An 18,342-nucleotide genomic window follows, 5' to 3' on the forward strand; every position below is an offset into this window, starting at 1 on the left:
GTGGATCGATGAGTGAATTGTCAGCCTGCGCCAGGCAGTGCACAATTCCATAAATGATCAATTGAGATATTCGATAATGAATAGCAATGAACTCGATTGGGAGCTGATTCAGTCCTTTCATGCCGCGCTGGAGCACGGCTCCCTGCTTGGGGCTGCCAAAGCCACTGGCGTGAGTCAGCCGACGCTGGGTCGTCACATCGCAGCGCTGGAGGCGCAGCTCAAGGTGGCGCTGTTCGAGCGCACGGGGCGCGGCTTGACGCCTACGCCTGCCGCGCACAAGCTGGCCGACGCCGCTGGCGCGATGCGGGAAGGCGCGGACCGGCTTTGGCGGCTGGCCCAGTCGCAAGACACGGCGGACACCGGGCGGGTGCGCATCACCGCAACCCAGTCTGTCGGGTGTTTCGTGCTTCCGGCGGTTCTGCGCGAGATGAAGAATGCGTTGCCCGATATCGTCGTGGAACTGGTGGTGAGCAACTCGGTGGACAACCTGCTGCGACGTGATGCCGACATTGCCATCCGAATGGTCCGGCCTCAGCAGGACGCACTCATTGCCAGGCGCATCGGGCGCATGGCCATTCGTGCCTGTGCCCATCGGAGCTACTTGCAGGAGCGTGGAGTGCCAGCATCGCCTGCCGACCTCTGGCAACACGATTTGGTCACGGGTGACCGGTCCGGCGAGGTGGAGAAAGGTGCTGCGCAGCTCCAGATGCCCATGGACCGTGTGCGCTTTGGCCTGCGCAGTGACGATCTGGTCGCGCAGTGGAAGGCGGTGCGCGCGGGACTGGGCATAGGGTTTGTGGCGGAGCCGGTGATGACGCAGGATCCGGATGTTGTGCCTGTGCTACCCGAGATGCGTCTGCCGGAGTTTCCTGTCTGGCTGGCTGTGCATCGTGAGATACGCACCACGGCCCGATTCAGGGCCGTGTACGACTTTCTGGGACATGCACTTGGGGAGGTGCTGTGCTGACCCATTTCAAAGGACAGGCAACATGAGATGGCAGAAAGGGCGCTTCGGTTGCCTGGTTCGCCTGGCGTGGTATGGGATGCTGGCTGGCCCATTGCTCACGCCAGCTGGTGCCAGCCCTACTGTCGATTTCGCGCGTGGGAATCGTGTTTACGAGACCTGCACGGGCCTTCCGCAAGCGCGCTACGAGTCAGAGGCCGACCCTGCCAAGCAGCACCTGTCGAAGCAAGCCTGCGACAAACTCGCTGCCGTACTGGATGAAGTCAAGGCGGCCCTACCCGTGCGCGCTCAGGTTTTTTTCAAGGACTACCCGTTCTTCATCATGCTCGGAGAGCAGTCGTCGAGCGGCGGGTTGCGCAGTGGAATGCGTTTTGTGCGCAGCGGCGAGCCCAGCCGCGGAAATGGCCACGATCCGCGCTGGGCCAACGGTATCGTCATCTACAGTGCAGACAACCTGCTCTACCTGAGCCAGCTGTGGAGCCGCAAGGCGGTCATGCACGAGATGGCCCATGCGTGGCATATCTCGCACTGGCCTGAGAAACACGCCGTCATCCTGAACGCCTGGAAGGCGTCTGAGAAGCGTGGCCTCTACCGGGGCGTGCAGGATGTCAAGGGTGCAAGGCTGGACAAAGCCTATGCCACGGTGAATCAACTGGAGTACTTTGCCGAGCTGTCAGCGGCGTACTTCGTTGGCATCAACTACGCGCCCTACGATCGCCAGGGCCTTGGCGAGTACGACCCCGGCGGCTATCGGATGGTTGAAATCATGTGGTTGCAGCGGTGAATCAAGGTGGCCACTTCAGCGGCCGCGGCCGCAGGCTCAGCCCGGATTACCGAGCAGCTTGCAAATGGCTGCGATGTTGGCCGCGCTAGGCTTCTGCGGTTTCATGCCGTCTTCCTCTGCCGTGGTGTTTTCGTGTGCCTGAATGGCATTGACCAGGCCGTACTGGTCCTCCCATGACAGCGTCTTGCCCTCGGGGCACATATCGCGCAAGGTGCCATACCAGTAGTAGCCGTCCATCCCGCCGAACAGTGCATCAATGGCGCCCACGTCGCCAGACTTGATTCCCTGGCCGGACAAAATGAGTTGAAGCTTGTGGTGTGAAACGGAATAGTGCATGTCGGGAGTAGTGATTGATTGCGGTGGATGACGTCAGTCTGAGGCGCAAAATTTTAACGCTGCGGACATGACCCCTTGCTTTATCGGCCGGGGCGCTGAAAAGTCGAAGCCCTGATGGCAGCCAGCATTTCGTCTCGGAAAGCAGGGTTCTGGTATGTCAATGCGATGCCGAAGTCCTGCTCCCCAAAGAGCGTGCCATACATGCGCTGATAGAGCATGGGGCTGCCATCTGGCTTGAAGATGGTGAGGTCAAACACGGAGAAAGTGACGCCTCCGATCTCTTCATTCCGTAGCGGCGTTGCCTCGACCTTGATGCCTTTGCTGCCGTAAGTCTGGAGCATCACCGCACGGACGAACTCGGCACCTGCCGGCCATTGTGCGGCAAAGTCGGCTGAGACGGTCTCGATGGAGGACTGGAAGACATGACCACGGTCCCTGGTGAGGGCGAGGAGGTGACGCAGCCCAGAGGTGTCGACTGCTTGCCCCAGTGCGCCTTCGATGGCCTTGTTGCCGGCGTCCTGCGCGCGCTTGGACGTGGCTTGTGGCAGCATCTCCCAGTGCCTTGGCAAGGGCATGGACCATCCGATCTCTGCGAAGTGGTAGTGCCCATCGACGATCTCACCATGCTCGGGCGGCGCAACGGGCTCTGCCGCAGCCAGGACCGCAGCGAGGCACAGTGTGATGCCGGCGACAAGGGATCTGGTCAGGAGGAGGGCGGTGCGAACGGCTGCGGTTGGCCGCAAGGAATGCTGTGTCATGGCGTCAACGTGTACTGGGGTGATTTGAATCCTGGGGCTGGTGACTCTGTTGTTGCTGCCATTCGATCAGTTTGACCGCAGCCCACAATGCGCGGTTCACAGGTGTTGCCAGATGGAGCGCCTCGCCCATACGCACCACATAGCCGTTGAGATGGTCGATCTCGCTGGGGCGTTGCATGGCCAGGTCCTGTGCCGTCGAAGACCTTTGCCCGGCCATTGATTCTGCAATGGCGCTGACGGCAGCCCGGGGGTCGCCTGGGATCTCGATTCCCTCTGCTGCCGCCACGGCCAGGCATTCGGACACAGCATCCTCCATGATGGCGCGAATGCCCGGTTGCTTGACCAGCTGTCCGTAGGGAATCTGCCCGACGGCGGACAGGGCGTTGTAGGCGCAATTGACCACCAGCTTGGCCCAGAGAGCACCTTTGACGTTGGTGGATACCTGTGACGGCACGCCGGCAGCTGTGAGGGCGCTTGCCAGCTGCTCGCTCGCCGGGCCGGGTTCGATGATCAGCTCTCCTCGGCCGTGGTGTCTCAGGTGTCCAGGCCCGGCCATTTCGGTGGCCACATAGACCACCGTGGCGCTCACCGATGTGTTGTGCAAGACAGCGCGCAGGCGCTCTGCGTTGTCGACACCGTTCTGAAGGCAGAAAACCTGCGTGTCCTTTCGCAGGAACGGCTTCATCTGATGGCCGGCTTCGGGCGTCCCACCGGACTTCACTGCCACCAGCACCATGTCGGATGTTGCCACCGCGGAAGCATCGGTGCTGGCAGCCAGGTGAATGCGTTCATCGAACTGCAAGGTCTGCATTCTCAGCCCGTCATTGGCCTCTATGGCCGCGACGTGTGATGGCCTGGCGATCAAGGTCACGTTGTGTCCCGCTCGGGCGAGCATGCCCCCATAGAAGCAGCCGACAGCACCTGCGCCAAAGACGGCGACATTGAGGGGAGCCACGCCTGCCTCAGGGGATGACAAAGGGCTCATGACTGGTTCTCCGGTTGAAGTCTGGCGTGCAGGATTTCGTCTGTCAGGTCGTCCACCTCCAGCCGCTTGATGCGGCCTGAGGCACCTTGCATGATGCGGATGGAAGACTTGGGTGTGCGCAACCTCTCGGCCAGGAAAGAGACCAGGGCCTTGTTGGCGGCGCCATCGACAGGCGGGACTTTGAGCTGGATCTTGGGCTTTCCGTCGTGCATGCCCGCGAGCTGGGTCTGTTTGGCGCCAGGCTGGCAGTAGACAACAATTTTTCCCATGGAAGTCTCGGCTCAGACAGAGCACGCCTGCTTTGGAGTGAGGATGGGCATGGCCTCCATCCTAACCGGCGCACTGGATGTCGGGGCTATGATTCGTTTCATGCTCTCTCCAGATCAAATCATTGCCTTTCTCGTTGCCGCAGTGCTGCTCACAGCCACACCTGGTCCTGACAACCTGATGGTGTTGGGCGTGGGCATGTCCAAGGGGCGCGGCAAGGGCGTTGCCTTCGGTCTGGGGTGCGCCGCTGGGTGCCTGAGCCATACTTTGTTGGCAGTGCTGGGCGTGAGTGCGCTGGTCGCTGCATCGCCGATGGCGTTTACCGCCTTGAAAGTGGTGGGCGGGCTCTATTTGGTGTGGTTGGGCATCGGCGCCCTTCGCAGCAAGGGTGGTTCATCCGCTGCGACGCAGAAGGACACGGAGTCCAATGCCTCCTCCTGGCGTTTCTTCTTCAAAGGCATGGTGGCCAACGCCATCAACCCCAAGGTCGTGCTGTTCTTTCTCTCCTTTCTGCCGCAGTTCGTGGCAGCGGACCGCGGCGAAGTCGGTCTGCAGCTGGCGCTTCTCGGTGTCCTGTTTACCGTGCAGGCCGCGGTGCTGTTTGGCACCTTGGGCTGGTTTTCCGGCACGGTGGGGGCATGGTTGGGCCGCCGCCCTCGCGCCTCCTTGTGGCTGGATCGGCTGGCGGGCGTGGTGTTTGTGGGTCTGGGTTTGCGCCTGGTTTTGTCCCGTTAGTCTTCGTTCGTTGGCGGGGCGCGCAAGGTTTGCCGGATCCGGCCATTCGCGTGCCGGATTCGACCATTGAAATCCGTTCTTCCTCTCTATCCTGACCGGTACCAACAGTCAGGACAGATGCGACCCACTGTTGGTGCCAACAACAGTCGCACGCAGGAGACAAGAATGTCAATGGACAAAATGAGCACGGCTCTCAATGCTGTGCTCCAGCAAAACGCGAACCGGCACGGCGGCAGCCCTGGTGTGGTGGCCATGGCCACCGATCGCAACGGCAACTTCTTCGAGGGCGCAGCTGGCGTTCGCCAACTGGGCAAGGATGCTCCGATGAGCACGGATTCCGTGCTGGCACTCTTTTCCACGACCAAGGCTATCGCCGGTGTATGCCTGATGCAGCTGGTCGAAGAAGGGCAGTTGAAATTGTCTGATCCCGCTGGGGACTATGTGCCCGACATTGACGAGCTGCAAGTGCTGGAAAGCTTTGACTACGCAGGGCAACCCAGGACCCGCGTGCCCAAGCGCCGCATCACCGTCAATGACCTGATGCTGCACACCTCTGGTCTTTGCTACGAGTTCTTCAGTGAGAAGGATCTGCAGTTCCGCAAGGCAAGGAATATTCCCACCATCGTTGCCAGCGACTACTCATCCATCCGCACCGTGTTGCTGCACGACCCGGGCGAAGAGTGGACCTACGGTGTCAACATGGACTGGGCAGGCCTGATCGTGGAGAAACTGCGTGGCAAGCGGCTGGGTGAGGTGATGCGCGAGCGCGTTTTTGATCCGCTGGGCATGAAGGACATCGGGTTCACCATGACCGACGACATGGCCAAGCGCCGCGCCACCATCCACGACCGCGCAGCGGACGGCAAGCTCACGCCATTGCCCGACCTGGCTTTGCCGCAGCCTGCGGTGATGGACTGTGGCGGTCATGGCCTGTATGGCACGGTGGGTGAGTACATGAAGTTCATCCGCATGTTCCTCAACAATGGCGATGGCCCGAATGGTCGTGTGCTCAAGCCAGAGACGGTGGAGGCCATGTGCACGGACGGTCTGGCGGAAATGGGCCTTTCGTCTGGCGGCTGGACAAGCTCCATTCCTTCCCTGACCAATACCGGCGAATTCTTTGCTGGCACGGACAAGGGTTGGGGCTACACCTTCATGACCAACCGGCAGGCGACCCCAAGCGGCCGGCCCGCTGGTTCGTTGATGTGGGCGGGCCTGGCCAATTGCTACTACTGGATCGACCGCCAGAACGGGGTTGGTGGCTACTGGGGCACGCAGATCCTGCCGTTCCATGACACCGCCTCCTATCCCGGTTTCGTGGAGTTCGAGAGCGCTGTCTACAATCACCGTTAAAAAACGGCGCCGGGCCTGGTAGCCCGGCGTGAGGCGACCATTGGCGATGGAGACTCACCCATGGATGTGATTCGCGACGTTCTCGTGCAAGACGCGCGGGGCAAGCCCAGTACGGCGCACCGGCTGGTGGCGTCCAGCGAATGGGACGACATTCGCCTCTGGTCCGACAAGGTTTACATGCCGTACACCGTCACGCCGATTGGCAAAGCACGGCGGCCCGATTCGGTACTGGACGCCACGCAGATCGGGCACTTCACGCTGAGCCGGTTCAAGTACGGCATACCGGTCAACATCAAAGACTTCTCTCCTGAGACTGGCACCGGTATGGTACTGACCACCTTGCGCGGCTCGGCACGCCATTGGAGTGGTGCCCGCGCCTTCAGCGACACCGGCGTAGGCGAGACCTTTGTGGTGGACAACACTCGCACACACTACTGGGTCGACTTTGATCCCGATCATTTGCAGGTCAACCTCACGTTTGAACACGACGAGTTGGCTTCGCTGCACGAGCGCTGGTTTGGTGAGCCGGCTGACGAACGCCTGTGGCTTCGAACCTTCCGCATGGGCGGTGCTGGTTCGCCCTGGATCAGCTTGCTGGCCTATGTGTGTCAGTGCATCACGCATATGCCTGAGGCCGTCAGCGACGGCCCGCTGGGGCGCCACCTGGAAGAGGTGATCGGCGTGCACTTGCTCACGCAGTGGCGGGCACAGTTGGCGCAGCCGTCTGATCAGCTCGAATATAGGCTGGCGCCTCGTCACGTGCTGGCCGCTGAAAGGCACATCCGCGAGAACGCTCGCCTGGCACCCACGCTGAGCGAGCTGGCCACAGTGGCGGGCGTGAGTGTGCGTTGCCTGAGCCAAGGGTTCCGCGAGTACCGTCGATGCACGCCCATGGACGCTTTGCGAGAGCAGCGACTGCAGGGCGTCCGGGCCGAGCTCCTGATGGCGGGGCCAGGTGCCACCGTCCAGTCCATTGCCGCCGACTGGGGTTTTGCCAATATGGGCTATTTCGCCAAGATCTACCGGCAGCGTTTCAACGAGCTGCCTGCGAGTTCATTGCGCAATCATCGCTTGACCTGAGGTTCGAGCCGACACCGGCGACGTGTCGTCACGAAAGGCAGTGAAGTATCTGCTCGGGTGTGGCCGGCGCATTCATGCGCGTTGGCTCGCCGCCCGCTTGCGCCACCGCGTCGCGCATGGCTTCGAACACGCTGATGGCCAACATGAACGGTGGCTCACCAACCGCCTTGCTGCCGTGCACGTTGTCTTCCCGGTTGGGCTCGGGCCAGAAAGCGATGTTGAACACCGCAGGCAGGTCCCCGGTGGCAGGAATCTTGTAGGTGCTGGGCGCATGGGTCAGAAGCTTGCCGGCTGATTTGGCGTCAGCCCCTGCCCACACCAGTTCTTCTGTGGTGAGCCAGCCCATGCCTTGGGTGAAGCCGCCTTCGATCTGCCCCACGTCAATCGCCGGGTTGATGCTGTTGCCCACGTCATGCAGCACGTCGACCCTGAGCACACGGCTTTCACCCGTCAGTGTGTCGATGATGACCTCGCTGCAGGCTGCACCGTAGGCGAAGTAGTAGAACGGCCGGCCGGTCAGGGTGGTCTTGTCGTAGTGAATTTTGGGTGTGCGATAGAAGCCGTCGCTCCACAGCTGGATGCGGTTGGCATAGGCTTGACCCACGACCTCTTCAAACGATCGGGAGCAGGTCGGGGTGGTGATCTGTCCACCTTCGAAACGCACAGCGCCGGCGCCGCAGCCGTCCAGGCCTGCCACAAACGCGGCCAGGTTGTCTCGCACGTTGCGAGCAGCAAATTGCGCAGCGCGACCGTTCAGGTCGGTGCCAGCAGACGCGGCCGTGGCGCTCGCGTTGGGAATCTTGGCGGTGTCGGCCGCGCTGCAAGCCACGCGCGCAAGCGAGACACCCAGCTCGTCCGCCACCAGTTGCGCCACCTTGGTGTTGAGGCCTTGGCCCATCTCGGTGCCGCCATGGTGAACCTGCACACTGCCGTCGGTGTAGACGTGCACCAAGGCGCCGGCCTGATTGAACAGCGTGGCTGTGAAGCTGATGCCGAACTTGACGGGCGTGAGTGCCATGCCGCGGCGCAGCGTGGGGTGCTGCCGGTTCCATTGCGCAATGCTCTCGCGCCGGCTGCTGTAGTGGCAGTCGTGCGCAAGGCGCGTCATCAAAGGCTCAAGAATATTGTCTTCCACCACCATCTGGTAGTGCGTGGTGTCGCGCGGTGCAAGGCCGTAAAGGTTGGCCATGCGAACCGCAATCGGATCCTTGCCCAAGGCGCGCGCAATGTCGCTCATGATGCGCTCGATGACGAGCATGCCTTGCGGCCCGCCGAAGCCGCGGAACGCTGTTTGGCTTTGCAGATGGGTCTTGCAGCGGTAAGAGCTGATGACCACGTCTTCCAGAAAATAGGCGTTGTCGGCATGGAAAATGGCGCGGTCCGCCACGGGGGCAGACAAGTCGGCGCTGAAGCCGCAATTGACCAGCATGTCCAGGCGCAGGCCACACAGTCGCCCGCTGCCATCAAAGCCGACCTCATAGTCGTACGCAAAAGGGTGCCGCTTGCCGGTGATGATGAAATCTTCGTCCCGATCGAGCCTCAACTTCACAGGCGCGTTGAATTTGCGTGCCGCCAGTGCGGCCCACACCGCGAGGTGCCCGCCCTGGGTCTCCTTGCCGCCAAAGCCGCCGCCCATGCGGCGGCATTCCACCCTGACCGCGTGATTGGCCACATCCAAAGCACTGGCGACCCAGTGCTGCACCTCACCAGGGTGCTGCGTGCTGCTGTGAATCAACCATTGGTTTTGTTCTTGCGGCAGGGCATAGGCCACTTGCCCTTCCAGGTAGAAATGTTCCTGGCCGCCGGCTTCGAAGCTGCCCTTAAGTTTGTGAGCCGCTTTGGCCAATGCAGCCTCGGCATCGCCGCGGCGAACGTGCACCGGCGGCAGCACATAGTGCTGTTTGGCGTGCGCTTCCTGCACACTCAACACCGGGGGCAATGGGGAGATGGCCACGCCGACTTTGGCAGCCGCTTTGCGAGCAGTGTGGATGTCAGATGCCACCACCAAAGCCACCACTTGCCCCATGAATTGAACGGTGTCGGCGGGGAAAATGGGCTCGTCCTGTCCAAAGGATGCCAGCAGAGGATTGCCTGGAACGTCCGCTGCAGACACCAGACCCACCACGCCAGGCATGGCCAATGCCTCTCTGGCCTCGATCTCAGTCAAATGACCATGCGCCATGGGAGAGCAAACCGGTGCCGCGTAGAGCGTGCCGGCCACCTCGGGAATGTCGTCCACATAAGGCGCCAGACCCATCAACTGGGCTTGTACGCTTTCGTGCGGGTGTGGCTGTCCGGCGGCGGGTGAGGCTTGGGTCATTGCTGCGATTCCTCCTGGATGACGGCAGCGCCGACGCTGCCGAGACCAATGACGGTGTTCGGGTGCCGCGTTTCGAGCCACAGGCGCTTGACCAGGTTCCCCAGCAACTTTGACCGATAGTTTGCTGTGGCGCGCATGTCGGAGATGGGGTCGAATTCAGCGCGAATCACCTTCTGGGCCTGTTCGATGGTGGCTTCACTCCAGCGCTGCCCCTTGAGCGCTGCCTCGGTTTGCCGAGCCCGAGATGGTGTGGCGGCGACGCCGCCTGCACCGATGGATGCGTCGACCACAACACCATCTTGCACCCGCCACTGAACCGCCAGGCACACGGCGGAGATGTCGTCGTCGAAACGTTTGCTCACTTTGTAGGCGCGCACCTGCGTCCCATCCTGGGTGGGGCGCGGCACTTTCACCCAGGCAATGATCTCGTCGGCACGAAGCACGTTCTGGCGATAGCCGGTGTAAAGGTCTTCAATGGCCATCTCACGATGCTCGACACGTTGTTGGCGTGCGTTCCAACGCATCAGCACCACGCTGGCACGCAAAGCGATCAGCAGCGGCATGCTGTCGCCAATGGGTGAGCCATTGGCCACGTTGCCGCACAAGGTGCCTGCTTGCCGAACCGGCAGGCCGGCAAAGCGTTCGAAGAACGTGCGCAGCTCGGGGCGTTCCACTGCCATGGTCTGGAAAGCGTTCTCCAGCGACACGCCGGCGCCCACGGCGATGTGATGCGGGTAGGTCTCGATGCCTTGGAGTTCTTTGGCGCCAGTGACGTCGATGATCTGTTCAAAGTGCTGGTGCTGCTTGGTGATCCACAAGCCCACGTCGGTGCAACCGGCCACCAGCTGCGCCTTGGGTTGGGCCTGGCGCGCTTTGAGCAAAGCCTCCAGCCGAGCGGGGCGCTGGTACGACGGCGTGGACAGGCCTGAGGACTTCTTTTGCGGTGCTTTTCGGGTCTTCAGGCGGCGAATCGCTGCCACGTCGGCCGCTTCGGCTTGAGTGATGATTTCGGCAGGCGCGTGGCGGTGCATATCCACCGCCGCGTCCAGAATCGGGCGGTAGCCCGTGCAGCGGCACAGGTTGCCAGACAAGGTGGTTTGCGCTTGCTCTCGCGTGACGCCCTGGCCCCCGTCTGTGTCGTGGTAAAGCGCATACATGCTCATCACGAAGCCTGGCGTGCAAAAACCGCACTGGCTGCCATGGTGGTCGAGCATGGCTTGTTGGGCCGGGTGGAGTTCACCACTGGGTGCAATGTCGCTGGCAGTGGAGACGGCTTTGCCGTGCGCAGCGTGGGCCAGTGAGATACAGCTGTTGATGGCCTTGCGCCTGGGCTGCCCTTGGTCGTCAAGATCGGTCACCACAACGGTGCATGCGCCGCAGTCGCCCTCTGCACAACCCTCTTTCACCGAGGTCACACCCAAGTCTTCCCGCAGCACCTGCAGCAGCGTTCGGTGGGGTGGTACATTGTCCAGCGAGATGCACTGCCCCTGGCGGACAATGGTGATCGGAACGGTCGGCATCGGGTGAAGCGAAGGATTCATGTTGTCAGCATAGCGCCAGAGACCTGGCATGACATATGCTGCAATCATGGGCAGGTCCTAGACGGTGCCTCAAGGGCTTGCCGTCAACATGCACTCTTCGTGCCAACCGGCGCCAAGGCACTGCAGATTTTGAAGCAAACAACGAGAACATGAGCAACGACGCCGTTTCTTCGTCCCATCGCGCGCCAGCGGATGTAGCGATGCGCCTCTCCTTGCAAGGCATCACGAAGCGCTACCCGTCCGTGGTGGCGAATGACGGCGTCTCTCTTGCCGTACAGGCCGGCGAAATTCACGCGGTGCTGGGCGAGAACGGTGCCGGCAAGTCCACGCTCATGAAGATCATCTACGGCGCCGTCAAGCCCGATGAAGGTCAGGTGCTGTTCAATGGCGAGCCCGTGGCGGTGCGCAATCCGCAGGAAGCCCGGGCACTGGGCATCAGCATGGTGTTCCAGCACTTCAGCCTGTTCGATACGCTCACCGTGGCCGAGAACGTCTGGCTGGGCCTGGACAAGCGTTTTTCGCTGATGGAAGTCACTGACCGCATCCGGGAAAAAGCGCAGGAGTACGGCCTGGACGTGGACCCTTCGCGCATGGTGCACAGCCTGTCGGTGGGGGAAATGCAGCGTGTGGAAATCATCCGGGCGCTGCTCACGCAGCCCCAACTCCTCATCCTGGATGAACCGACGTCGGTGCTCACGCCGCAAGCGGTGGAGAAGCTCTTTGTGGTCTTGCGCCAGCTCGCCAGTGAAGGCTGCAGCATTCTTTACATCAGTCACAAGCTGCACGAAATCCGTTCTCTTTGCACGGCGTGCACCGTGCTGCGCGGTGGCAAAGTTACCGGCAATTGCGACCCGCGTGAAGAGAGCAATGCCTCGCTCTCGCGCATGATGATCGGCGCAGAGCCTCCAACGCTGGAGGCGCGCCCGCACCACCCTGGCGATGTCATACTCAGCGCGCAGAAGCTCCACTTGCCCAGCGATGACCCGTTTGGTGTCAGCCTGGAGGGTGTGAACCTTTCCGTGGCCAAGGGCGAGGTGGTGGGCATCGCCGGTGTGTCTGGTAATGGCCAGCGCGAGCTGATGCAGGTGTTGTCGGGTGAACTCAGCCTGAGCGCCCAGCAGGGGCAGGTCATGTTGGCTGGAGCCGATGTGTCTCGTCTGCCACCGCCCGGTCGTCGCCGCAAAGGCCTGGCCTTCGTACCAGAGGAGCGCCTGGGCAGAGGAGCAGTGCCCTCACTCTCTCTGGCGCACAACCTGTTGCTCTCGCGGCGGGACAAGGTGGGCACGGCGGGATGGTTGCGCCTGGGTGCGCTCAAGGCACAGGCGGCGGACATCATTCAGCGGTTCCAGGTGAAAGCTGGCGGGCCGGATGCGCCGGCGCGCTCGCTCTCGGGCGGCAACCTGCAAAAATTCATCGTGGGGCGCGAGATCGATGCGGCCCCCGCGGTGCTTCTGCTCAGCCAGCCCACTTGGGGAGTGGATGTGGGGGCAGCCGCACAAATCCGCGGCGAGATTCTGGCGCTGCGAGATGCTGGCTGCGCGGTGCTGGTGGTCAGTGAGGAGTTGGACGAGTTGTTCGAGATTTGCGACCGGCTTTACGTGATGGCCAAGGGGCGCTTGTCGCCCAGCTTGCCGAGAACGGAGGCCACAGTGGAGCGCCTGGGCGAATGGATGTCTGGCCTGTGGGATGAGGAGGCCGCACATGTTTCAGCTTGAGCCGCGCCCGCAAGCTTCGCGCTGGTGGAGCCTGGCATCGCCCGTTCTGGCCTTGCTGGTCACGGTGCTGATCGGCATTGCCTTGTTCGCCATCCTGGACAAGGACCCATGGCGCGGGCTGCAAATGTTCTTCTACGAGCCGATCAAGAGCAGTTACGCCTGGGGTGAGCTCATGGTCAAGGCCACGCCGCTGCTCCTCATCGCACTCGGACTGGCCGTTTGTTTTCGGTCGAACATCTGGAACATCGGCGCCGAAGGGCAGTACATCATCGGTGCCGTGTTTGCCGGCGGTGTGGCGCTGACGGCAGACGCCAACACCGGCCCGTGGATCATGGCGGCCGTGCTGCTGGCAGGGGTGCTGGGTGGCATGGTCTGGGCGGGCATCACCGCCTTGCTGCGCGACCGCTTCAACGCCAACGAAATTCTGGTGAGCCTGATGCTGGTCTATGTGGCTGTACAGATCCTCAACTATCTGGTTTACGGCCCATGGAAAGACCCGATGGGCTTCAACTTTCCGCAGACCAAGACCTTTGAAGCGGCCACGCAGGTGCCGCGCCTCATGCGCGGCTCGCGCATGAACATGGGCCTGATTCTCGCCCTGCTGGGCAGTGGTTTGCTCTGGCTGTATCTGTTCCGGACGCTGGGTGGTTTCGCCCAGCAGGTCGGTGGGCTGGCGCCAGCCGCCGCGCGCTACGCAGGCTTTTCTTCGCGCAAAGCCTTGTGGGTGGCCTTGCTCCTCTCCGGTGGCACGGCTGGGCTGGCTGGCGCGCTGGAAGTGGCCGGGCCCATCGGTCAGCTCACGCCCTACGTGCCGGCAGGTTATGGTTTTGCGGCCATCATCGTTGCCTTTGTGGGGCGACTGCATCCGGTGGGCATGGTGTTCTCGGCCATCCTCATGAGCATGTTCTACATCGGGGGCGAGCTGGCGCAGTCGCGCATGGGCCTGCCCAAATCCATCACCGGTGTGTTCCAGGGCTTGCTGCTGTTTGCGCTGCTGGCCTGCGACACCCTCATCCAGTATCGCGTGGTGCGCAAGCGCCGTGTGGGTGCGGCCAGCTGAGCAAGGACGGAAACAGACCATGGATTTCGCTTCCACTGCGCTCCTGATTGCGGCCTCGCTCAACGCTGGAACCGCGCTCGCCATCGCATCGCTCGGTCTGCTCATCAACGAGAAGGCCGGCATCGTGAACCTGGGCGCCGAAGGCATGATGTTGTGCGCGGCTCTGGCCGGCTTCGCGACGGTGGTGCACACCGGCAGCACCACCGCAGGCTTTGCTGCCGGCATGGCCGCAGGCGCCGCCATGGCCGCGGTATTCGGTGGCCTGACGATCTGGCTGAACACCAACCAGTACGCCACCGGTCTGGCCTTGTCCCTGTTTGGTGGTGGCTTCTCCGCTTTTGCCGGCACCAGCTACGTGCAGGAAAAACTGCCCGACCAGACCCAATACGCCATTCCTTTCCTGGCCGACATCCCGTTCGTTGGCCCGGCGCTGTTCCGGCAACACCCCATGGTCTATCTGTGCGTGGCGCTGGCCGTGGCGCTGGTGTGGTTCCTGTTCCGCACGCGTGCCGGACTGGTGCTGCGCAGTGTGGGCGAAAGCCCGGAATCAGCCCATGCCCTGGGCTACCCGGTGCGCCGCATCCGACTCATGGCGGTCATGGCGGGTGGGGCCTTGTGCGGCTTGGCGGGGGCTTACGTGTCCACGGTGTACACGCCGCTTTGGGTCGAAGGCATGATCGCCGGCAAGGGGTGGATTGCTTTGGCGCTGACGACCTTTGCCACCTGGCGGCCCGCCCGTGTGTTGCTGGGCGCCTTCCTGTTTGGCGGTGTGACGATGTTGCAGTTGTATCTGCAAGGCATGGGCGTACAAGTGCCCAGCCAGTTCCTGACCATGCTGCCCTACATCGCCACCATCGTCGTGCTGGTGCTGATTTCCCGCAACCCGACCTGGATCCGCATCAACATTCCCGGCTCGCTGGGCAAGCCTTTCTACCCGGGGGGGCAGTAATGCATAGTTTCGTCGGGGTGGCACGCCGCGTGCAATGTTCTTAAGATGTGTGGGATGGGCTGGGGCCTGATCCCTTTGCCAACCATTTTTTTGTAGTCGACCGAAAGAGGTTCACATGACCGACCTGAGTAAACGTTCCCTGATGAAGGTGGCCGCCATCACGGCCATCGCTGGTGCTGCCCTGGTGGGCTGCGGCAAGAAAGAAGAGGCTGCGCCCGCCGCGGCGCCTGAGCCGACGCCGGCACCGGCGGCTGCCGAAGCGCCCAAGACCGAGCCACTGAAGATTGCGTTTACCTACGTGGGCCCCGTCGGTGACGGCGGCTGGACTTTTGCACACGACAACGGCCGCAAGGCGGTGGAAGCCGAGTTTGGCGACAAGGTCATCACCACCTACGTGGAAAGCGTGCCTGAGAGCGCCGATGCCGAGCGCGTGCTGCGCGATCTGGCCAGCAACGGCAACACGCTGATTTTCGGCACCACCTTTGGCTACATGGAGCCCATGCTCAAAGTGGCCGCCGACTTCCCGGATGTGAAGTTCGAGCACGCCACGGGCTACAAGACGGCTGCCAACATGCGCACCTACGACAGCCGCACCTACGAAGGCGCGTACATGGCTGGCGTGATCGCCGGTTCCATGACCAAGACCAACACCCTGGGTGTGGTCGCGTCCATTCCCATTCCGGAAGTCATTCGCAACATCAACAGCTTCACGCTGGGCGCCCAGTCGGTCAACCCCAAGGTCACGACCAAAGTGGTGTGGGTCAATGCATGGTTCGATCCACCAAAGGAAACCGAAGCGGCTACCTCGCTGATCAACGGCGGCGCTGACGTGCTGATGCAAAACACCGACTCTTCTGCGGTGCTGCAAACGGCCGAAAAGATGGAGAAGCGCGCATTCGGCTGGGACAGCGACATGAGCAGCTACGGTCCTAAAGCACACCTGGGTTCGGCCATCATCAACTGGGCGCCTTACTACATCAAGGCCACCAAAGATGCGATGGACGGCACCTGGAGCACCGGCGGCGTCTGGTGGGGCCACAAAGAGGGCGCCATCGACATGGTCTCCATCGCCGAGGACGTGCCTGCAGACGTCAAGGCCAAGATCGACACCATCAAGGCTGGTCTGAAGGACGGCAGCTTCTCCATCTGGAAGGGCCCGATCATGGACCAGAGCGGCAAGGAAGTGCTGGCCGCCGATGCCGTGGCCGATGACGCTTTCCTGGGCGGCATCAAGTTTTACGTCAAAGGCGTGGAAGGCCAGTTGCCCAACTAAGGGGCTCGGCGTTGAAAGCGCTCGGGGTTTGATCCAGGTCTGACTTTGTGTCGCTTTGTCAAAAGGCTGTCTTCGGGCAGCCTTTTTGCTTTTAGGATGGGCGTATGAGCCATTCCATTGAACGTCAGATCTGGCACCCCGTGCTGACCAGCACAGAGTTGCGAGAGGAGCCGGTGGCCGTTGAGCTGCTCGGTGAGCCGCTGGTGCTGTGGCGCGAAGCCGGCCATGAGGCGGGTCATGGCATGGCAGCCATGGCGCCGGTGGTCCACGCCTGGCAGGACCGGTGTCCCCATCGTGGTGCCCGGCTGTCGCTGGGGCGTGTCTTGCGTCACCTGCGTGGTGCACGACTGGAGTGCCCCTACCACGGGTGGCAGTTTGCTGGCACCACGGCCTCGCTGCCAGTGTCCGCAGCCAACGGAAACGGGGCGGGCCAATTGCGGCCTGTGGCGGTAGGGCAGTGTGCGCTGGTGCCCTCGGTACCTGCATTTGAAGCGCCTGATTCACATTGCACAACGGTACACGACGCCGTGGAGCGAGGTGGTCTGATCTGGGTGCGGCTACAGCGGCCGGAAACTTCGCTGCCGGTAGCGCTGACGGATGTTCCCGAACAAGCCGAATGGGCCGATGTGACCTGGCGTCACCTGGTCTGCGGCCAGTACGAAGTGCAGACCAGTGCCGCTCGGCTGATGGAGAATTTTCTGGACCTCAGCCATTTCGGTTTTGTGCACGAGGGCTATCTGGGTTCGCGCAATCACGCGCAAGTGGACACCGGTAGTGTGGCCGAGAGCGACGATGGGGTAGAGGCGACGCAGTGCAAAGCCTGGCAACCTCAAGGCTACGCGGGCGAGGTGCATGGCGCCGCGGTCCAGGGTCGGTGGGTGGACTACGCTTATGAGGTCAAACACCCCTTCGTTGCAACGCTGCGCAAGATGGCCTCCGGTGACGATGACCAAGTCAGCAACGTCATCACCATCGCCGTGCGGCCCGACGGCGACGAGGCCTGCACGGCCTGGTTCTCCATGGCGACGCATGGCGACGTGTCGTCGGACCTTGAGTTGCGCGAGTTTCAGGACACGATTTTTTTGCAGGACTTGCCCATCATCGAATCGCAGCAACCGAAGGCGCTGCCGATCGGCAAGGATGGCAGCATCAAGGAAGTACACGGCCCGAGCGACCGCATGTCCAGCGCTTACCGGCGGTATCTTGCGCGGGTTGGCGTGTCTGTTGGCGTTTGCTGATCAGCCACTCCCTTTCGCCCACCAGGCGGCCAGGTGCAGAGCGCCCATGACGGTGCTCAAGAGCGAGGTCCAGACAAAGAAGCGGGTGCGCAGAGACGCCAACCAAGGCATCAAGGGCCAGGGAGCGAGCCCGCGGAGCAGGTAGACCGCCGCGACGGCCAAAACGCCGGTCTGTGAGTGGGGCAGCCAGGGAAACCAGCCACCTGTACTGGCAGCGTACATGCCGAAGACGCTGAGCGTCAGGGCGATGATGCCCGTCACAATCGCTGGCCATGGATGGCCTCGTTCTGCCATTTCGGCCAGTGCATCTCCTGCGCCGAATGCGCGGTACCAGGCCGGGCCGCCGACGATGATGGCCAGGTGCAGCAAGGCGGCGGCCCAGTCCGAAGCGGCTGCCATCCACCAGGCGTGCGTGATCACCAGTTCGGTCATGATGCCCTCGTGTTCTGCTGGGCGAGTGTCGCCATCAACGCGTCCATGGCCAGGGCGTCGTCGGTGGAAATGTGGTCTTGCAAATGCTGGACGCCAATCAGTTGCGCGTAGCCCATCTTGGCCATCAGCCCGGCTTGCGCAGGCGGCAAACCCATCTGCGTCCCTTGTTCTGTGAGGTAATCGAGCCGTCGTTCGTCCACGCGGTGAACGGTTTGTGCCGCCCTGACCTCACTTCGCCCCCAGGCCCGGATGGCCACCTCCACGTTCATGTCTGCGCCATAGGCCATTTCGCCCAGCTTCTGCATGCGCTCCAACGGGTCATCCATCTCGGCCACGGCATCAATCAGGCGAGCAGTGTGCTGTGCCACCCAATGCTCGAGCAATGCATCGACGTAAGCCTTGAGGTGAGGGAAATGGTGGTAGAACGATCCTTTGGTGACGCCGAGCGCCTTGCACAGCGGCTCAATGCGCAAGGCTTGCGGGCCTTGCTCGCCCAGTGCCTTGAGGCCTGCGTCCAGCCAGTCGATGGTGGTGACTTGCATCTTGTGTCTC

At 62.2% G+C, this 18,342-nt stretch carries 18 protein-coding genes; 10 read left to right on the forward strand and 8 right to left on the reverse strand.

Annotated features, from left to right (window positions below; genetic code table 11):
• The first annotated feature begins 76 nt into the window (after positions 1 to 76).
• Positions 77 to 967 carry a LysR family transcriptional regulator gene (locus tag ABWV89_RS00480; RefSeq protein ID WP_353393166.1) on the forward strand — a complete coding sequence of 297 codons (891 nt, stop codon included), beginning with the start codon at positions 77 to 79 and terminating at the stop codon, positions 965 to 967.
• 22 nt (positions 968 to 989) lie between these two features.
• A complete protein-coding gene (locus ABWV89_RS00485) occupies positions 990 to 1,748 on the forward strand; it encodes a hypothetical protein (protein WP_353393168.1) in 759 nt (252 codons plus the stop codon).
• Between the two features lie 36 nt (positions 1,749 to 1,784).
• On the opposite strand, the gene ABWV89_RS00490 is transcribed toward ABWV89_RS00485, so the two are convergent.
• From ABWV89_RS00490 to ABWV89_RS00505, 4 genes are all read right to left on the reverse strand, one after another.
• On the reverse strand, positions 1,785 to 2,084 hold the full coding sequence (locus tag ABWV89_RS00490) for a hypothetical protein (RefSeq protein WP_353393170.1): 300 nt from the start codon (positions 2,082 to 2,084) through the stop codon (positions 1,785 to 1,787).
• Positions 2,085 to 2,164: 80 nt separating this feature from the next.
• Positions 2,165 to 2,842, reverse strand: coding sequence for a hypothetical protein (locus ABWV89_RS00495; RefSeq protein ID WP_353393172.1), 678 nt, complete (start codon positions 2,840 to 2,842; stop codon positions 2,165 to 2,167).
• Positions 2,843 to 2,846: 4 nt separating this feature from the next.
• The gene (locus tag ABWV89_RS00500; protein ID WP_353393174.1) at positions 2,847 to 3,827 is read right to left on the reverse strand and encodes a ketopantoate reductase family protein; all 981 of its coding nucleotides are present in this window, start codon (positions 3,825 to 3,827) and stop codon (positions 2,847 to 2,849) included.
• The gene (locus tag ABWV89_RS00505; protein WP_353393176.1) at positions 3,824 to 4,096 is read right to left on the reverse strand and encodes a DUF167 domain-containing protein; all 273 of its coding nucleotides are present in this window, start codon (positions 4,094 to 4,096) and stop codon (positions 3,824 to 3,826) included. Before ABWV89_RS00505 ends, ABWV89_RS00500 begins: the two co-directional genes overlap by 4 nt.
• Before the next feature lie 100 nt (positions 4,097 to 4,196).
• Between ABWV89_RS00505 and ABWV89_RS00510 the strand changes: the two genes are divergently transcribed.
• From ABWV89_RS00510 to ABWV89_RS00520, 3 genes are all read left to right on the forward strand, one after another.
• Positions 4,197 to 4,829, forward strand: coding sequence for a LysE family translocator (locus ABWV89_RS00510; protein ID WP_353395109.1), 633 nt, complete (start codon positions 4,197 to 4,199; stop codon positions 4,827 to 4,829).
• 165 nt (positions 4,830 to 4,994) lie between these two features.
• Positions 4,995 to 6,182: a serine hydrolase domain-containing protein gene (locus ABWV89_RS00515; RefSeq protein ID WP_353393178.1), complete on the forward strand. Its 1,188-nt coding sequence runs from the start codon at positions 4,995 to 4,997 to the stop codon at positions 6,180 to 6,182.
• A gap of 60 nt (positions 6,183 to 6,242) precedes the next feature.
• A complete protein-coding gene (locus ABWV89_RS00520) occupies positions 6,243 to 7,262 on the forward strand; it encodes an AraC family transcriptional regulator (protein WP_353393180.1) in 1,020 nt (339 codons plus the stop codon).
• A 28-nt stretch (positions 7,263 to 7,290) separates the two neighbouring features.
• On the opposite strand, the gene xdhB is transcribed toward ABWV89_RS00520, so the two are convergent.
• Together xdhB and xdhA are read right to left on the reverse strand one after the other, a co-directional pair.
• On the reverse strand, positions 7,291 to 9,582 hold the full coding sequence (gene xdhB, locus ABWV89_RS00525; protein WP_353393181.1) for a xanthine dehydrogenase molybdopterin binding subunit: 2,292 nt from the start codon (positions 9,580 to 9,582) through the stop codon (positions 7,291 to 7,293).
• Complete coding sequence (gene xdhA, locus ABWV89_RS00530; RefSeq protein ID WP_353393183.1) at positions 9,579 to 11,171, reverse strand: xanthine dehydrogenase small subunit; 1,593 nt, start codon at positions 11,169 to 11,171, stop codon at positions 9,579 to 9,581. Before xdhA ends, xdhB begins: the two co-directional genes overlap by 4 nt.
• Before the next feature lie 101 nt (positions 11,172 to 11,272).
• Here xdhA and ABWV89_RS00535 point away from each other — a divergent pair, with 101 nt between their 5' ends.
• The 5 genes from ABWV89_RS00535 (at position 11,273) to ABWV89_RS00555 (ending at position 17,358) form a co-directional block, all read left to right on the forward strand.
• Positions 11,273 to 12,838, forward strand: coding sequence for an ABC transporter ATP-binding protein (locus ABWV89_RS00535; RefSeq protein WP_353393185.1), 1,566 nt, complete (start codon positions 11,273 to 11,275; stop codon positions 12,836 to 12,838).
• Positions 12,825 to 13,898: an ABC transporter permease gene (locus tag ABWV89_RS00540; RefSeq protein WP_353393186.1), complete on the forward strand. Its 1,074-nt coding sequence runs from the start codon at positions 12,825 to 12,827 to the stop codon at positions 13,896 to 13,898. The genes ABWV89_RS00535 and ABWV89_RS00540 overlap by 14 nt, the downstream gene beginning before the upstream one ends.
• Before the next feature lie 19 nt (positions 13,899 to 13,917).
• The gene (locus ABWV89_RS00545) at positions 13,918 to 14,847 is read left to right on the forward strand and encodes an ABC transporter permease (protein WP_353393188.1); all 930 of its coding nucleotides are present in this window, start codon (positions 13,918 to 13,920) and stop codon (positions 14,845 to 14,847) included.
• A gap of 115 nt (positions 14,848 to 14,962) precedes the next feature.
• The gene (locus ABWV89_RS00550; RefSeq protein WP_353393190.1) at positions 14,963 to 16,120 is read left to right on the forward strand and encodes a BMP family ABC transporter substrate-binding protein; all 1,158 of its coding nucleotides are present in this window, start codon (positions 14,963 to 14,965) and stop codon (positions 16,118 to 16,120) included.
• 104 nt (positions 16,121 to 16,224) lie between these two features.
• Positions 16,225 to 17,358 carry a Rieske 2Fe-2S domain-containing protein gene (locus ABWV89_RS00555; protein WP_353393191.1) on the forward strand — a complete coding sequence of 378 codons (1,134 nt, stop codon included), beginning with the start codon at positions 16,225 to 16,227 and terminating at the stop codon, positions 17,356 to 17,358.
• On the opposite strand, the gene ABWV89_RS00560 is transcribed toward ABWV89_RS00555, so the two are convergent.
• Both ABWV89_RS00560 and ABWV89_RS00565 read right to left on the reverse strand, forming a co-directional pair.
• The gene (locus ABWV89_RS00560) at positions 17,359 to 17,790 is read right to left on the reverse strand and encodes a hypothetical protein (protein ID WP_353393193.1); all 432 of its coding nucleotides are present in this window, start codon (positions 17,788 to 17,790) and stop codon (positions 17,359 to 17,361) included.
• A complete protein-coding gene (locus ABWV89_RS00565) occupies positions 17,787 to 18,332 on the reverse strand; it encodes a TetR/AcrR family transcriptional regulator (protein ID WP_353393195.1) in 546 nt (181 codons plus the stop codon). Before ABWV89_RS00565 ends, ABWV89_RS00560 begins: the two co-directional genes overlap by 4 nt.
• Between the last annotated feature and the right edge of the window lie 10 nt (positions 18,333 to 18,342).

This window comes from Hydrogenophaga sp. 5NK40-0174 (assembly GCF_040372165.1).
Lineage (GTDB): Bacteria > Pseudomonadota > Gammaproteobacteria > Burkholderiales > Burkholderiaceae_C > Hydrogenophaga.

What these genes read in the sequence shown, in the direction of transcription:
- ABWV89_RS00480 (WP_353393166.1), top strand. Translation starts at nt 77, where the DNA reads ATGAATAGCAATGAACTCGATTGGGAGCTGATTCAGTCCTTTCATGCC.
- ABWV89_RS00485 (WP_353393168.1), top strand. Translation starts at nt 990, where the DNA reads ATGAGATGGCAGAAAGGGCGCTTCGGTTGCCTGGTTCGCCTGGCGTGG.
- ABWV89_RS00490 (WP_353393170.1), bottom strand. Translation starts at nt 2,084, where the DNA reads ATGCACTATTCCGTTTCACACCACAAGCTTCAACTCATTTTGTCCGGC.
- ABWV89_RS00495 (WP_353393172.1), bottom strand. Translation starts at nt 2,842, where the DNA reads ATGACACAGCATTCCTTGCGGCCAACCGCAGCCGTTCGCACCGCCCTC.
- ABWV89_RS00500 (WP_353393174.1), bottom strand. Translation starts at nt 3,827, where the DNA reads ATGAGCCCTTTGTCATCCCCTGAGGCAGGCGTGGCTCCCCTCAATGTC.
- ABWV89_RS00505 (WP_353393176.1), bottom strand. Translation starts at nt 4,096, where the DNA reads ATGGGAAAAATTGTTGTCTACTGCCAGCCTGGCGCCAAACAGACCCAG.
- ABWV89_RS00510 (WP_353395109.1), top strand. Translation starts at nt 4,197, where the DNA reads ATGCTCTCTCCAGATCAAATCATTGCCTTTCTCGTTGCCGCAGTGCTG.
- ABWV89_RS00515 (WP_353393178.1), top strand. Translation starts at nt 4,995, where the DNA reads ATGTCAATGGACAAAATGAGCACGGCTCTCAATGCTGTGCTCCAGCAA.
- ABWV89_RS00520 (WP_353393180.1), top strand. Translation starts at nt 6,243, where the DNA reads ATGGATGTGATTCGCGACGTTCTCGTGCAAGACGCGCGGGGCAAGCCC.
- xdhB (WP_353393181.1), bottom strand. Translation starts at nt 9,582, where the DNA reads ATGACCCAAGCCTCACCCGCCGCCGGACAGCCACACCCGCACGAAAGC.
- xdhA (WP_353393183.1), bottom strand. Translation starts at nt 11,171, where the DNA reads ATGATTGCAGCATATGTCATGCCAGGTCTCTGGCGCTATGCTGACAAC.
- ABWV89_RS00535 (WP_353393185.1), top strand. Translation starts at nt 11,273, where the DNA reads ATGAGCAACGACGCCGTTTCTTCGTCCCATCGCGCGCCAGCGGATGTA.
- ABWV89_RS00540 (WP_353393186.1), top strand. Translation starts at nt 12,825, where the DNA reads ATGTTTCAGCTTGAGCCGCGCCCGCAAGCTTCGCGCTGGTGGAGCCTG.
- ABWV89_RS00545 (WP_353393188.1), top strand. Translation starts at nt 13,918, where the DNA reads ATGGATTTCGCTTCCACTGCGCTCCTGATTGCGGCCTCGCTCAACGCT.
- ABWV89_RS00550 (WP_353393190.1), top strand. Translation starts at nt 14,963, where the DNA reads ATGACCGACCTGAGTAAACGTTCCCTGATGAAGGTGGCCGCCATCACG.
- ABWV89_RS00555 (WP_353393191.1), top strand. Translation starts at nt 16,225, where the DNA reads ATGAGCCATTCCATTGAACGTCAGATCTGGCACCCCGTGCTGACCAGC.
- ABWV89_RS00560 (WP_353393193.1), bottom strand. Translation starts at nt 17,790, where the DNA reads ATGACCGAACTGGTGATCACGCACGCCTGGTGGATGGCAGCCGCTTCG.
- ABWV89_RS00565 (WP_353393195.1), bottom strand. Translation starts at nt 18,332, where the DNA reads ATGCAAGTCACCACCATCGACTGGCTGGACGCAGGCCTCAAGGCACTG.